This is a genomic window from Lysinibacillus sp. NPDC059133 (assembly GCF_042755925.1).
GTDB lineage: Bacteria > Bacillota > Bacilli > Bacillales_A > Planococcaceae > Lysinibacillus.
Window position 1 is genome coordinate 1 of sequence record NZ_JBHZDH010000036.1, and the last position, 16580, is coordinate 16580.

Annotated in this window: 12 protein-coding genes; 11 read left to right on the plus strand and 1 reads right to left on the minus strand. The window is 33.2% G+C overall.

What is annotated here, in order from left to right:
* Positions 1-581 precede the first annotated feature (581 nt).
* The 3 genes from ACFXN8_RS17405 (at position 582) to ACFXN8_RS17415 (ending at position 3868) form a co-directional block, all read left to right on the plus strand.
* Positions 582-1238: a Type 1 glutamine amidotransferase-like domain-containing protein gene (locus ACFXN8_RS17405; RefSeq protein WP_376074844.1), complete on the plus strand. Its 657-nt coding sequence runs from the start codon at positions 582-584 to the stop codon at positions 1236-1238.
* 346 nt (positions 1239-1584) lie between these two features.
* Complete coding sequence (locus ACFXN8_RS17410) at positions 1585-1839, plus strand: hypothetical protein (RefSeq protein WP_386846824.1); 255 nt, start codon at positions 1585-1587, stop codon at positions 1837-1839.
* A 1174-nt stretch (positions 1840-3013) separates the two neighbouring features.
* The gene (locus ACFXN8_RS17415) at positions 3014-3868 is read left to right on the plus strand and encodes a malate synthase (RefSeq protein ID WP_376074841.1); all 855 of its coding nucleotides are present in this window, start codon (positions 3014-3016) and stop codon (positions 3866-3868) included.
* Positions 3869-4794: 926 nt separating this feature from the next.
* Here ACFXN8_RS17415 and ACFXN8_RS17420 read toward each other — a convergent pair.
* Positions 4795-6609: a terpene cyclase/mutase family protein gene (locus tag ACFXN8_RS17420; protein ID WP_386846826.1), complete on the minus strand. Its 1815-nt coding sequence runs from the start codon at positions 6607-6609 to the stop codon at positions 4795-4797.
* A gap of 617 nt (positions 6610-7226) precedes the next feature.
* Here ACFXN8_RS17420 and ACFXN8_RS17425 point away from each other — a divergent pair.
* From ACFXN8_RS17425 to ACFXN8_RS17460, 8 genes are all read left to right on the plus strand, one after another.
* Complete coding sequence (locus ACFXN8_RS17425; protein ID WP_386846828.1) at positions 7227-7406, plus strand: hypothetical protein; 180 nt, start codon at positions 7227-7229, stop codon at positions 7404-7406.
* Between the two features lie 1133 nt (positions 7407-8539).
* Complete coding sequence (locus ACFXN8_RS17430; protein WP_386846830.1) at positions 8540-8698, plus strand: hypothetical protein; 159 nt, start codon at positions 8540-8542, stop codon at positions 8696-8698.
* Positions 8695-9381 carry a response regulator transcription factor gene (locus ACFXN8_RS17435; protein ID WP_386846832.1) on the plus strand — a complete coding sequence of 229 codons (687 nt, stop codon included), beginning with the start codon at positions 8695-8697 and terminating at the stop codon, positions 9379-9381. Before ACFXN8_RS17430 ends, ACFXN8_RS17435 begins: the two co-directional genes overlap by 4 nt.
* Positions 9378-10643 carry a sensor histidine kinase gene (locus ACFXN8_RS17440; protein ID WP_386846834.1) on the plus strand — a complete coding sequence of 422 codons (1266 nt, stop codon included), beginning with the start codon at positions 9378-9380 and terminating at the stop codon, positions 10641-10643. The genes ACFXN8_RS17435 and ACFXN8_RS17440 overlap by 4 nt, the downstream gene beginning before the upstream one ends.
* A gap of 140 nt (positions 10644-10783) precedes the next feature.
* Entirely contained in the window at positions 10784-11545 is a 762-nt protein-coding gene (locus ACFXN8_RS17445) for an ABC transporter ATP-binding protein (RefSeq protein WP_386846836.1), read from the plus strand.
* 10 nt (positions 11546-11555) lie between these two features.
* A complete protein-coding gene (locus ACFXN8_RS17450) occupies positions 11556-13883 on the plus strand; it encodes an ABC transporter permease (protein WP_386846907.1) in 2328 nt (775 codons plus the stop codon).
* Between the two features lie 857 nt (positions 13884-14740).
* Positions 14741-14845: a hypothetical protein gene (locus ACFXN8_RS17455; protein ID WP_386846838.1), complete on the plus strand. Its 105-nt coding sequence runs from the start codon at positions 14741-14743 to the stop codon at positions 14843-14845.
* Between the two features lie 868 nt (positions 14846-15713).
* The gene (locus tag ACFXN8_RS17460; protein ID WP_386846840.1) at positions 15714-16523 is read left to right on the plus strand and encodes a C39 family peptidase; all 810 of its coding nucleotides are present in this window, start codon (positions 15714-15716) and stop codon (positions 16521-16523) included.
* Positions 16524-16580 lie beyond the last annotated feature (57 nt).

Genomic DNA, 16580 nt, shown 5'->3' on the forward strand with positions numbered 1-16580 from the left:
ACTGGAATGGCGAATTAGGGTGAAAGAAATCCTGATGTTTCATTGGGACATAAATCATTCAACGACTGTATAATTTTGGTTAATCAACACGTGTGTTATTTTATGAATGAACCGAGCTAATAAAGATGGCGTTAGTTCATTTATAAGTTGATTTGGGTTAAGTTGCTGTAGAATATGAGCTTTTAGTTCTGCAACATTTTCCTCCTCTTACAGAGTGGTGTAGCTTTGTAATAAAGATTGATTATTTATAATAAAGATCGATAATTTGTAATAGATTGATTAAAATCATCTCTCCTCTGTATATTTCTTAGAGGTTAGATGATTTTTATTGGATATTTATGTTAATTTAATAGTAAAGATTGTGAAAAAATGTACTTAAACTCCCATGAAAGAACTTAATCATCTTTCATTTTCTGTGGTGAAGTGCTGATTTTTGTGCTTCATGGATGGCTAACGGGGCAGGATAGTTGAAGAGTGTTGTTTAAATTGTGTTTAACAATCGGGCATATTGAGAGTGACAAGAAAACAGAATGAGTGACGCAAGGAATAAATGTTATTTACATTTTGCTGAGGGGGTACTTATGAAAATTCACTATTATTTAGGTTGGTTTGATAATTTTTTTCCAGAAGATCTGGGTAGGGTGTTACAGGAGGATATAACTGATAGAAAATCGCTGGCTATGATTAGCTCGAATCCTTCTATTTATGAAGATGATGGCGCTACTGAACGCTCGTGGCTCGATCAGGCTGGTATTATGTTTGATGAGTATCATTTAATTAATTACCGCGTACAGAAGGAAGATGCCCAAACGATAATTCAAAATGCTTCCGTCATTTTCTTGTTGGGTGGTAATATTCTTAATCAAAATGGTTTTTTGATGGAATATGAATTATCGGATTCGATTAAAAAAAGCAACGCCGTTGTAATGGGAGCAAGCGCTGGAGCAATCAACATGTCCGCTAAATGGTTATGCTCGAAAAACTTTGGAGATGAAGTTGAAATGAGCTCTGTTTACGACGGAATCGGTCTTGACAATTTTTCCGTCCTGTCTCATTTTGATCTTGAAAATAACATGGCACTGGTTCAAAGCGAACTATCTCCCCTATCGGAAGAAATAAATATTTATGCGTCGAACAAAGATTGCGCTGTACGTGTAAAAGGAGACAAAATCGACGTTTTTGGCAATGTTTATTTAATTTCCAACTCAAAGATTCAGAAATTGGATGAGACGCTCTAGTTGTAGCAAAACGCTATGGCTTAATTGAATTAATTTCTTTATGCACCGTCTCTATTTTAAATTAAGTGAAGGAGAACTGGCGAGTGTTGAATATGCGTCTATTTTTTCTACTTCAACTCCCATGAAAGAACTTAATCATCTTTCATTTTCTGTGGTGAAGAGCTGATTTTTGCGCTTCATGGATGGCTAACGGGGTGCTTTAATTGAAGATCATTGAGTTACATATGCAGCTCTTTTTTTCTTATTGAACTAACGGCGCAGTTTAGTTCAAGAAGGAATACCATAAAACTTCTTTAATGTTAATATTAGTTTAGGTATATTTTTACATAAAACAAGGGGGATTAATATGTATAGTGACAAAAATAATAATGAAAGTAATGAACTCTACAGTTATAAAACCTACAATATTTTTGCGTATATTATCGGTATTTTATTATCACCATTATTAGGGGTGATTATGGGAATTGTTGGTGTAACACAGCGTAAGAAATATGCGTGGAGTATTATTATCGTTGCTATTCTCGGTTGGATTCTGAATGTTTTCTTGATTAATAATTCTCTACAAATTCATTTTTTTGAAATGGGGTTGAATAAACATTAGGCGGAATTTTCAAAGATTCAAAACAACTTTTAGAAAAAGAAGTCTATGAACAAATTGGTCGGACGCCCCGACTAAAGGACATAGAATTGAACTAACGAGTGCTTTAATTGAAGATTCGCATCCCGAAATAATCAATCTTTATTATAAAAACCAAACTAGATAAATAAAGAAACCAACTGTTTGATCAAACTTTGTTTCAAAACAGTTGGTTTCTTTCTGTATAAAATCAGCGTTTGTAACTTACTTTTAATCGAACTTTATTCAAAAGCTACAAGTGGATCCTTTCTACCGATGAATGGGATGATAGACTATTCCGCGAGTTTATTGCTGGAAGACATTCTTTTGAAGTAATAAATATTTCTGAAGCAATAGAAAATCATGAAAATCTTAAAACAGAAATGGAACCATATTTACACCATAGATTAAGCAGAATTAGACAATGGGCAGAATATGAAATTAAACAATCAGAGGGGATAAAGAAAGATGAACAAATTAGAAGGGCTAGGGAAGAAAGAGAGTATTAATTTAAATATAATTTTTAAAAATGTAAAGTGATTCTACTACATCATATTAATTTTCCGTTCACCCTCAGCACTCGCCGCATTGTGAGGCAGTTGCATGGTTGGAGTTATCGGGCACATATGTAATTCGTAAACAATTCTGATAATTTAAAAGCTATACTATATAACTTGAAAAAGTAGACATTTTCAATACAGACCCTGATTTTCTTGCAAATAACTTTTGCGAAATTGGGGTCTTTTTATATGGAACTTAATTGGAAAACATCTAATGCTCAGCATATATGATGGAAATTAAGTGGCTATTTATAGGGGCTTTCCAGAAGTTTCGTGACTTTTTATGAGGTCTTTATTTCAAGGGGATTTAGAGAATAATTTTTTATTTTACCTCATGATAAAATATGTTGTCAATAATAAATTTGTGAATTTATTAAAAAATGTTATAATAGTCTTATAATTGTTTTTTAAAATCGTATTTCGAATTCCGCTGTCCTTTTTTGCAGATAGAATTTGGATACGTTTTTTAATATCCTTTTTTAAGCCGAAGAAAAAAATTAAAACAGTTATGTGAGCTTTTAAGGTAGTTAGTTGAATTAAATTATTAATTTACTATCTAATAGTAACCGAGTTTTTATTCCATAAGGAGGACTAGAATAATGAATCTAATCAATAAGAAAGTTACACATAAGCGTTTTGGCATGGGCAGTATAGTTAAACATAATGAGTCTATTATTGAAATACATTTCGCATCGGAAAATAAAATGTTTGTTTTCCCCGATGTATTTGGAAAGCACCTAAAACTACATGATAAAAGTGATGCTAATTCACTTGAAAAAATAATACAAAAAAAGGAAATGGAACGAAAGGAGGAAGAAAGGAAGAAGGAAGAGGAAAAAAAACTACAACGAAAAAACCAGAAACTTCGCATAGAACACGAAAAGCTTATGAAACATCATAAACTTCATCCAGAATCACAAATGGTTTTTAGGTGTGATACAGAAGAACAAAATAGTTCTTTTTCAGAGTGGAAGGTTTTTTCAGGCGCAATAAAAAGTGGTAATAACAAGGGGAAGCCAAACAAACCTATCCGCATGCACCAAAATAGCGCCGTCCTGTTAACAGCAATAGATTCCGGCATGCCTGAAAAAGACAGACGTATCTTAGGTGTCTATATGGTGAATGAAGATTTTATCGGTAAGCTGTGTGAAGATGGAAATATTCCTGCCCATTCAAAATACAGACTCCAACTTACAGAACAGGAATCGGATCAGCTACTTTTATGGGAATATTATGTAGATAAAAAATCCCCTGACAAAATGACATGGAATACAGGTAAATACCGTTATTTTGATAATTTATGGATGGCTCAAATTTTACTTGATATAGTTTCGTTGAAAAGTGACCCAACAGAACGAGAGCTAGCACAACAATTTTTTAAACATTTTTGTAAAATGAATCAGATAACAGCTCAAGATTTACCAAAGCCTAATGGCGCATTAATGCGTATTTAGACGTTAGCCCAAAGATAATAAGAATGACAGGGGACTGACATATTTTTATATCTATTACTAATGCCGAACAGTGCATGGCTCTGTTTGCTAATAAACGTATAAACATTTATCAAAAACGAATTCTTATTAAAGGGATTCGTTCTTTTTGTATTATAAAAATGAATAAAGATATTTTATGTTGAATTTATTGAGCTAACGAATTGGGACTGTAAAAGAAGGGAGTAAAGTGATATGAACGAATTATGGGAAAGGGACTAGTATTATGCATAATAAAATGAAAACTCATTTGAAATAACATACTGGAAATTAGAGTACTTTAGAATAAGCAACAACCAAATATGATGAAGAAAATTAGGCTCGATTCCACTGATTTGGAGTCGAGCAAATATAACTAATCCAGCCAACATCTCTGTGTTGCCACATACACTCACCACATGTAGAGTGTGTCTCGCAACTCATTTTAAAAGAAGGCAACTAACCATGGTTAGTTGCCCTGCTATAAAGTGTTTCGTTTTACCACAAACCTCCCCTAACCATACCCCACATCCTTCTTCGATGAGCTGTGTTTTGAGGATCAACTCCACAATTCATAAGCCAGTGTGCTGCATGATCTCTCTGAGCTTTTGTTACAGGTACTCCACAGCAATCAGATAGACGATCAACAAGACCGTATGCACCTGCGGGACTTCTTAACTGACGATGGTTGCATGATCTAAGAACTCCACATACACGACCGAAACATTGGGGGTTTCTAATTCTTTGTCGGAAAACACGCATTAAACTAGGATCAATATTGGACATTGACATAACCTCCTTTCAAATAAAAGTAAATTACAGAAATAAAGATAGGAACAATATAGTATATGAGATGAAAAAGGAGGGGGATAGATAGATTAACTATTTTTTAAAAAAAATCCAATAATGAACTAATTGTATTTTTTTAAGTAATGGCTCAATGTAACCAAAGGCCATACGTATTGATAGCTGTGATAGTGTATATAAAAGTGTCCTGGTAAACCTGCACCTGTAGGATAAGTGGTCCGACTAGTTTCTGTATTTTGCCATTCTAAAATTCTTATAATTCCTTCTATGATTTCTTTTGTAGGAAACTCAGAGATAGAAATTAATGCATCAACCGCCCAACAAGTTTGCACTAGTGTAGAGTAGGGTAAAGGAATATATTCTCTATGAAAATCACTCTGGCATGATTCACCCCAGCCTCCGTCAGATTGTCTTATATTTAACAACCAATCTCTTGCTTTCTGAATAGTTGGATGATCAGATGAAATCCCAACTGCCTTTAAGCCTGTGACAGCGGCCCATGTACCATAAATGTAAGATATCCCCCAACGTCCGTACCATGAACCATCATTAGTTTGATTTTTTATTAGCCATTTTACACTGTTCATTACACGAGGATGCTGCATAGTCAAATTTAAATGATTCCCTAGAAATTCCAATGTTCTGCCGGTGATATCAGCAGCAGAAGGATCTATAGCAGTGTCTTCAAAACTTTGTATGGGGAAAAGCCATTTAATGTATGAAGGACTATTTTTTTTAAATGCTCCCCAGCCGCCGTCATTGTTTTGCATGGTTAATAACCAATCAACTCCCGAATTCCAGGCCATACGAAATTCAGAATCACTACATGTAAAATTAGATAGTGCCCTTAATGCCGCTTGTGTATCATCAACATCAGGATTAATGGAGTTGCTTTCTGAAAAACCCCATCCTTTATTAGAGTGTTTGTGTTGTAATTCCATTAAGAAGTTCGAAGCTAATTGGATAGCTGGATCCTTAATGGTAAGACCCGATTCTTGTAAGGAATAAGAAATTAGCGCAGTGTCCCAAACAGTCGAAGGAGAGTTTTGAATATGAAAAACATCTCCTTTTTCGTATAAAAAAGATCTAATACCTCCAATAGCATTTTTAATAAAAGGAGAAGATTTTTTATAACCTAGAGAAAGTAGTGCATAAATCATAAGAAATGTAGAACTTGCGTAACTATATAATGTCCCATCCTTTTCAATGCAATTCAATATATGTTGTTCAGCTTTTAGCCTCGTAGATTCTTTATAAGTAGGCAATATCTTTTTAAATAAACTAAACCATCTTTTTTCCTTTTTAAGTGAATTATATTTCTTTTGAGATAAAAATAAATGCTGTAAATCAGGCGTCCATTTATTAGTAACTACAAATTTATCGTGTCCTAATATTAAGATAGGAAGAAAATGTGCTTGTACGTATGAGCTAAAATGAAAAAAATTAAATGTTAGAAACTTTGGTATATTCATGATGCTAAGTGGGATAGGAAATAGTCTTGGCCAAGGGTATAAGTTGGTAATAGCTAGTAAACACTTCGTAGAAATATGACTTTTTTCAAGTCCTCCATTCTCCACAATAAATTGTTCACTTAATTTCATCGACGGATCATCTTTATTCAAATGTCCAGAAAATAAAAGAGCTGTATATGCTTCAATTGTTGCAGATAAATTTCCTTTTTCATCATCATAAAGCTTCCAAGCACCGTTATTTTGTTGTTGCTGAAGTAGACGTGTAACAAGTTTCTTTATAAGATTCTCATCATCATAATCTAATACTCTTAACATGATAATCATATTTGCATCGGTCGTTGGTCCATTTTCAAAACAATATCTCCACGAGCCATCATTATATTGGTCGTGCTTCAGATTTTTAATAATTTGTTGTATTTTTTGGTTAATATCATCTATTAGATTCATTTAAGTTTTTACAACCTCTCCTGTTGTATTTGTAAAAATGAATTGCAATTAAGATATCTTATGATGAGAGTTATAAAGATAAATAGACAGGTGCGGAGAATTGGAGAGGGGGAGAGTTGAAATTACATAAATTACCCCAAATTCTATATTTAATGAAATTAGCTCATATAAACTAATAATCTATCTTATCCATAACGGAGGTGGCATTTTAGTTGAAATGAGTGACTCTTTAAACATATGTAGATGGTAAAGAAGTATTTAGCGAAAATGTTATTAATGCAGTTAATAATACTTTTGACAAAGGAGACGTCATCTGGTTTGTTGTTTCACCTTTTGAAACGAATTCAACTGTTGAATTAGCGTTATCATTGATCCGTTCTGTGGTGTTAATAGGTTCATTTGCCTTCTTCTTCTTAAATTAGGGTTATTGGCATTGAAAGTTGTATCAGGTGCAAAACGGCAGGAATATTTTAAAAAAGGTGCTTCTTCTATAAACAGTTAATTAAAAAAATATGCTTTTTATTATGAGTAGAATTTTCTGTCTGTTTAGAAAAGGGAAGAAGTGCTGAATTAAGGTATTAGGAAAATTATTAAAATCGTATAAAGGGGTCGAATAAATGAAATACATTGAATCCGAAAAGGTCACTGAAGAAGAAAAAGAACATATTTTTCAAGAATTATTAAAATACAATCTTGATAACATTGAAGATAAGGTAGTAAAAGATATTGGTCTTTTTGTAGAAGATGAAGAAGGAAATAGAGTTGCGGGGTTGATTGGTGATACGGAAATTGGTTAGAAGTAGAGTATTTATGGGTAAGTGAAAAACTTCGTGGACAGCATATTGGTATATGCGTAAAGTTGAGAAGATTGCTATTAATAGAGGATGCAAGTTTGCCTCCCTAAATACTTTTAGTTTTCAAGCCCCTGATTTTTACGTGAAGCTGGGCTATAAAGAAGAGTTTGTACTCAATGATTATCCGCTAACGGGTAAGCGATACTATTACACAAAAAAACTTTAAGATTCAATTGTTAATGAGACCGCTGAATATGGTTAGCTTATTACAGTACGGAGAAATTTAAGTAGAGGACTATTCTCGACTTTTCAACAATCGAAACAATATTCATCACACATCAATCTAAGGGCTTGTGAGTGAAATTCTATTATTAATATATTCCGAAGAAGGTACCGGTTTTGATGAAAAAAATAAGAGGTTTTGTGATATGAAATGTGAAAATTAAAATACTCGGTTCTATAGAGAAACCGAGTATTCCATATAAACCCGCAATAAACCCGCAATAAACCCACAATAAACCCACCAACATCCTATGTGTTGCCACAAACACTCCGCACATGCTGAGTGTTGAAACAAAAGAAGCAGGTTAAAATACTTTTCATCTGTATTGCCTATCAAATGATTTTATACAAATTTTACAAACCCTAGGTAAAGTCTTTTTACTGCATTTCCTGTCCGGCCACTGGTATCTTTAGAAGCTTTTTAGTCAAGATAAGAAATACTTGAAAGCCCATAAATCCTTATAATCAAGGTTTATGGGCTTTCTCTTTTTTTGAGAAAACGAAAAGAATTGAATTCATTTTATACAAATTTTACAAAGAGGGGCCGTCTTTTTTCTTGTAGGGATAGTTTTATATCTATTGGTTGCTATTGGCATAAAGCGTTAATCATCCTATTCTTAATACTTTAAGACTTTTATAGTAAAAAAGAATTATTTTATTAAGAACAAATTTCAACTTTTATTGTATAATTAATGGGATATATTAACTTTTATTATTCGTACTAAGATCAGAGGTATCTTACAATGATTTAATTATATTTTTGTACATATATTTAATAGCATTACTTCGAACGTTTATTCTTATTTATGGTATTTGTTATTGTGAAAATTTAACGGACTTTAGGAGGAATGTTTATGGCTGATTGTAGAACACAATTCAATAAGTTTCACGAGAATATAAAACTTAAAGAAGAAAATGAGATTTTACAGCAAACAGATTATGAATCCCGCGTATTTAACCAGGGTTCTTATGCTATGCATACCGGAAGTCTTTTTCTAGGAGAATTACGATGAAATTAGATTGTTTAATTGTTGATGATGAGATCGCTTTAGCTGAAACAACTTGTGAATATTTTAATATGTTCGAAGTCAAAACGGCTTTTGCGGCAAGTGCAGAAGAGTGCGAGTTATTTTTGGAAGAACATGAACCATCATTGATTCTTCTAGATATCAATCTCGGTAGTGAATCGGGGTTTGATTTATGTAAAAAATTGCGTAAAACTACGCAGATTCCGATTTTATTTATAAGTGCTCGTTCCAGCGATGACGACGTTCTAATCGCACTTAACATAGGTGGGGACGATTACATTCAAAAACCATATACACTAAGCATATTATTAGCAAAAGTAAAAGCAGTACTCAAAAGATATGGCAGTGGTTCTAACCAACAAATGGTTTTAGAGTTTGGTCAAATCCAAATTGATACAAAACTTCATCGTATTCGAGTAAAGGGTATTGATATTCAGCTAAAAACGATGGAATATAAGCTTCTGTATTATTTGGTGAATAATAAAAACCGTATCATTACTAAAGATGAATTGTTTCAAAATGTATGGGGAGATTCTTTTGTAGGGGATGGGACACTAAATGTACATATTCGGCATTTACGCGAGAAAATTGAAGAAAATCCAAAGGACCCGCAATTTATAAAAACGATATGGGGAACAGGATATGTGTTAGAGGACACTAAGCAATGAGAGTAAAATTGCTTAGTGTCCTGCTTCTGGTTATTTTTGTTGCAGGAATTACTTTCCCAATAATTATGATTAACAATAAAAATAGTTCAGAAGTGAATATTGTAGCCATTAATGAATTAGTTAAAACCGTCGAAAAAAATTGGGGACAAATTAATAATGAAACATTTATTAACAGCGGCTTTCAACAACCACTTATGATTATAGATAATTTAGAAAATGTAATTTATCAAACATCGGGTATTCAGTTTATTAATATATATGATGCCATCAAAAATAGAGATTCGATTATTGATGTGATGCAAAATGATGAGATTGTAGGGAAAATTATTATCCGCAATAACGATAAAGAAATAGTGCAAAAAATGAAAAAGGAACTGGTTACATCTTTCAGTTTAATAGTTGGTTTATTAATGAGTGTTATTATTATTTACAATGTCTACATTTACAGAACGTTATTGAAACCTTTTATGCAGCTTCAACATTTCGCGGCGGATGTTGCTAGAGGTAATCTAGATATTCCATTAAATATGGATAAAAACAATTATTTTGGTGCATTCACGGAAAGTTTTGATCTATTACGTGAAGAGCTCTATGCTGCTCGGCAAAGAGAGTATGAGTCCAACCGTAGTAAGAAAGAGCTCGTGGCCACATTAAGTCATGATATTAAGACGCCTGTTGCTTCAATAAAGGCAGTTAGTGAATTGATGCTTCTGCAGGCAAGGGATGAAAAGGTCATTAAGCAAGTGAATACAATCTATTCGAAAGCAGAGCAAATTGACCTACTTGTTACAGATATGTTTCATGCCACCTTAGAAGAACTGCAACAGTTACAGATAACAGTAACCGAAGAATCGAGCGAAGTACTTGTTGATATGATTGAAAATGTAAATTATGACAATCAAATCGTCTATGATTCAATTCCACAATGTATTATCTTAACGGATTCCGTACGTATGCAGCAGGTAATAGACAATATTATCAGTAATTCATATAAATATGCAGGAACTAAGGTCACTATTAAGTCACAAATCAAGCAGGGTTATCTTGAACTCCACATCATGGACTTAGGGTCCGGAATTAGCGAAGAAGAATTGCCTCTACTGTTCAATAAATATTATCGAGGAACAAATATCGGAGGCAAGAATGGTTCAGGACTTGGTCTTTATATATCGAAGTATTTCATGGAAAATATGTATGGCCAGATTAGCTGTTACAATGGGCATGATGGCTTTACCGTAGTATTGAAAATCAAGCTTGCATGATAATTAAGGATTAGTTAATAATTGCATAAAGATTTAATAAGGATTCATTTTGTATGATAAGACTGTAATCTTCATTACGGTCTTTTTTCTTTGATTTGCAAATTCAAACATGAGCTTAATAAAGGGAGAGTGCTAAAAACATGACAAAGACGATTATCAAAACGGAGAAGCTGTGTAAAACCTTTTCGAGCGGTGGAATTCAACAGCATGTATTAAAAAATCTAGATATCAGTTTAATAGAAGGGGATTTTACAATTATAATGGGTAGTTCAGGGTCTGGGAAGTCAACGCTACTTTACGCAATGAGTGGAATGGATAAACCGACATTAGGCGAAATCGATTTTGCTGGTAAAAATTTAACTAAATTAAACAACGACCAACTAGCAATATTTAGAAGGAACAATTGTGGCTTTGTATTCCAACAAATTTATTTACTGGACAATATGAGCGTACTCGATAATGTACTGGCAAGTGGTCTTTTAGTAAATAAGAATAAGCGTGAACTCGTAAAAAAAGCGAAAGAACTATTAATACAAGTAGGGATCAATGAACACGCATGGTCTAAATTTCCGACACAGCTTTCTGGTGGTGAGGCTCAACGAGTTGGGATTGTTCGAGCATTAATTAACAATCCGAGAATACTTTTTGCCGATGAACCAACTGGTGCATTAAACTCTACATCTAGTGATAGTGTATTAGATGTTTTAACAAATGTAAATCTAAATGGGCAAAGCATAGTCATGGTCACTCATGATATGAAAACAGCATTGCGTGGAAACCGAATTTTATATTTGCGAGATGGCGTAATTTGCGGTGACTTGCAGTTAGGCGCGTTCAGTGAGAAAGAGAATTTCGAGCGGCATGAAAAGCTCGGGGCTTTCCTTGCAGAAATGGGGTGGTAAGGTGAAACTCATGAATTTAGCCCTCGCTAATATTAGAAGAAGTAAATCTGCAACAGCTTCCTTATTTACATTTATTTTAGTTGCTGCGCTACTTCTGAATATAGGTCTAATGGTCATTACTCAAGTCAATACATTTTTTGATAGTAAAGTTGATCAATTAAAAGATCCTCACGCAATAATTATGATGGATTATGCAAGTTATAATTCAAGTTATGGAGAATTTATAACGAAATATCCTGGGGTGACAGAGTCAGAAACAGAAGAAATTATCAATATGGACATTGCTAAATTTAATTTTGGTGATAATGAATTAGCTAGTCTTACCGCTATTTTTAATGCAGATGATCATCGTAATATCGGGGCGTTGAAGTTGGTTGAAAAACTAAACACTTCAAGTGCTAATGATATTTTTATTCCTTACACTTTTAAAACAAATGGTGGTTATGAGTTAGGTGAAGATTTTACCATCACATATCAAAACAAGGACTATAAATATCGAATTGCTGGATTCTTTGAAACAACAATGATGGGTACGACCAACATTGGATTCATGAAATTCATGCTACCAGAAATTGCTTATCAAACGTTAGCAGATGAACTAGGCAAAGGATTGGTCATATCTGCAGTGATGGAAGACAAAACACAATCTACAAAGTTACTAAATGATTTTAGTAAGGAGTTTCCTCAATCAACAGTAGGTGAAACGACTTCATCTATTGCGATGTTAGATATTGAGATGGTGAAAAGTGTAAGCACGTTGACTATTAACATCATAGCTATGATATTGGTAGCTTTTGCAGCCATTATCGTGCTTGTTTCACTAATTGTCATTAAGTATCGTGTATCAAATAGCATTGAAGACGGGATGACGAATATAGGAGTACTTAAAGCAATTGGTTATACAAGTAGACAAATTCTATCGTCAATTATTTTACAGTTTGTTTTAATTGCTTTTAGTGCAAGTGTTGTAGGGGTTGCATTGTCATATTGTCTTATGCCTATTATAGGAAGCATTATTTCATCTTTATCTGGATTAATATGGTACCAGGGATTCAATATGATTATTAATTTAACCAATATATTCATTATTGCTTTTTGTGTTGTAATTGTTGCATTAATTTCCGCCTTCCGTGTTCGAAAAATTCAACCTATTATGGCACTTCGGGGAGGTATTCAAACGCACAGTTTTAGAAAAAATTATTTTCCATTGGAGAATACGGGAGGTGGGCTTCATTTTTTACTTGCTATTAAATCGATGCTGTCAAATGTAAAACAAAACATCATGATACTTTTAATTATTATCGCATTAACATTCGCATCAGTTTTTTCGGTGGTGCTTTTTTACAACATTGCTTCAGACAAAACCGCATTCATTAACTTATTTGGCGTAGAACCAGCAAATGTGATGATATCTGTTAGGCCAGATGCAGATACAACAGAACTTTTGGGTCACATTAAACAAATGGACCATGTAAGAAAGGTAAATGTTTTTGATTTTATTACAATAAAAATTGATGATCAAGCTGTAAATACGTATGTTACGGATAATTATAATCAGTTAGAAAATAATATTGTCTACGAAGGTCGTCAGCCAAAATATGATAATGAAATATCCATCTCCTGGGTTGTATCAAACCAAATTAATAAAGGAATTGGCGATACGGTAGAAGTAGAATATGGCACTAAAACAGCTAGTTTTCTAGTAACAGGCCTAAGCCAATCAATCGGTAATTTAGGACAAATAGCCTCATTAACGATGGATGGAATTCAGCAATTACAGTCAGATTATAAAGGCACGAACCTTTATGTATATCTAGATCGTATATCAAACCAAAACTTTATTGAAAACGTCGACGAACAGTACGGAGATTATATAGTAGAAACGTTAGACATAGATAAAAATATAGAGAGCCAAACAGGTATGTATACAACTGCTGTGTTTGCAGTTATGATAATGGTTCTGACAATTACCGTTCTAGTTGTTGTAATGATTCTATATTTGATCATCAAAACGATGATTATTAAGCGTAAGAAAGAGTTTGGCGTAATGAAAGCAATAGGCTACTCAATAATTCAATTGATGCATCAAATTTCCATCAGCTTTGTACCCGTGATTATTACTGGAGTGACCATTGGTGGTGTACTAGGATACTTTTATACAAACCCTATGCTTTCTATATTACTTTCAAGTGCAGGGGTGAAACGTTTAGACTTTATCGTTCATTTACCGATTATTCTAATGCTCTGTGTAGGGATTCTTATTTTAGCCTACATTGTCTCAATGTTCGTATCCTTAAAAATTAAGAAAGTTTCTGCTTACGGTTTAATTTCAGAATAATTATGCATGAGTGTAGCATTAAAAATAGGCAAGATTCCAATGAAATAGAAACCGAGGCTATATAATTAAACTCTATCAGCATCCATATGTTTCCACATAAACTCACCACAGGAGGAATGTGTGAATAGATGCTAACATTTTGTTAACGCAATCAAGTGAAAAGTGATAAATTTCCTTTTTATATTTTTTACTCACCAAGAGGCTGGGACAAAACTAGTCAGAACCTTTAAAAGCACTAGAAATCAATTTTAGACGTTGATTTCTAGCGCTTTTCTTTTGTGGATATTTTTAATTTTGCTTTATAAAAATACTTATGTCTAGCCTCTTTTATGTATCCAACAAAAAATGAATTGATCCAATTCCTAATAGACAAAATGACAAATAAAGATATAGCGGGGGGGTCTCAGGATCAATCTAACCTATGAAAATATACGCAATGGTTTAAAAAGATTTACTGGTAAAAGTTAGGTTGTTTTCTTATTATTAAACTTATAATTAGTTTAGTTATAGTTTGAACATAGTTCTATAAAAGGGACGATTAGCTTTGTATTTATACCACATAGTGTTTGAAGAAGATGATGATAGATATGTGGATCCACAAATCGCTTTAAATAAAGGGTTAAGTAAAAATACAGTAGCAAGATTTTATTTCAATGGTGGTCGATTGTTTCCTGAACTGACAAACCTCACTAGAACTATAAATTATTATCGATTGTCAATCGATTAAATCGTAGGGCCAAACGCTCCCTTTCCTTGAAAAAATAGCTGCTAGCGATTAATTCGACAACGATTATGATAGGCAGAACAATGCGTGTTGTGACGAATTTGCTCAACTTGACTCAGAAGAAATCGCGGAGATGTACAAATCACACTGGACCATCGAATCGTTCTTTCGCTGGATCAAACAAAATCTAAATGTACTGGCAGAAGAGGACAAAGCCTCTTCTATTTTTAGTATGTAATTAAAAGGAATCCCCGTAATAACCCCATGTACATGTACTACAAACAAGAGTCGTTGTTGTACATCTTGCACCCTAGGCTAAAAAGTACATTGACTTTCTCCACAAACAACAATTTATCTTTTTTGGAATGGTTATTCAGTAGTTCACCTTTTGATCCTATTAAACTAGGGAATACACATTTGAACTATATTATGAGTACATTTTTTCTTTTTGTTAATATATTTCTTTAAAAACAATAAAATTCATAATATTTGTAATAATTAATGAAAAATGATAAAAATCGCCTTGTTTATACAAAAATCGCATGATAATATCGGCTTATAGTTGCGAATATATCTCATGGGAATCTAGGAAAATAGGAGTTTACTTTATGTGGATGTCAATTACTCCGGTAACAGACCGCCGTTAGTTGAAAAACTAAAGGTGGTTGCAAAAGAGAAGGGTTAAGTTTTGCTAATTCATTACAAGTCATAGATTTATAGGTGGAGCCGATCCTCCTAGTGTAAAATACTAATTTGAAAAAAATAAAAAAAGAATGCCCTACGATTATACTATCAGTGAGAAGGTATCAACTAGATGACCATTTAGGAGAGAGGTGATAATAATAGTGTGAATATTTAGACAATTACGCTGTTTATAGATCATCTCCATTAGATAGTAACTTTGAATTTTTAGGGGGCTACAGGAAGTATATTTACTTCTATATCTACTTGTTATTTATCGCGAAATTTTAGTGGTACGACGAAATGCGAATAAATTAATTTAATTATTTAAACACAAAGGAGGATGAAATGGAAAAAAACTTCTTATTGCAATGCTTAGCTTTTAGAATCAAAGACACAATAAAATAAGAAATGGAGGATAAATAATGAAAAAAAAATATGCTTTAAGCGCTTTATTTTTACTTACAATGAGTATTGGTGCATTACCTGAAAATTTTAAGGCAGCTTCAGAAGAAGAAAATGATAGTGGTGTTTCGAATGTAGATGTAGATTATATAGAAAACAAAGAATATTATGATGAATTGGCGAAACAAAGAGATTTAGAAATTGCCGAAAGAGAAAAACGACAAGGTTCAGTACGCGCTTCTGCCTATTATACAATACCAGTTACCTACAATAAGCAAGAGTATAAAAATTTTTGTGGTCCAGCGTCAGGAAGACAGGCCTTGAGTTTCCACAAAGCAAAAAGTAAAAGTAAAGAAGCTTTGCCAACTCAAGAGCACTTTGGTGTCACTATTGGTGTTCTACCAGAAAAAGGACCGACAAGATCTACAGATTTAAGAAACGGTTTGAATAAATATAAAAATGTATATGGTTTTAGTTCAAATCCCTATATAGTAGGCACTCTTACTGACAGTAAAGATCCTCAAAAAACATTTATTTCACGTATTACTGATAGCTTAAAGAATGAAAAAACAGCACCAATCTTATTAACGGAAACAGAATGGATTGAACAATATAAAGGCACAAATTTTCGTCACTATGTAACGATAAGTGGGTACAATGAATCCAATAAGACTTTAAGGGTTGTAGATCCAAATCATCATACAAAATACACAGACACTGGAACATATTGGAAATCTATTGGAGTTGCAACAGATACTACTAGAGAGGGTAAAGGTATTGCAAAAGCTGTATATATAGCTGATGGTGCTAACCCTGCAATGATTTGGTAAAACAAAATTAACTAACTAGATTTATTTGAGGAGATTATTTTGAAAAAAAAACATTAG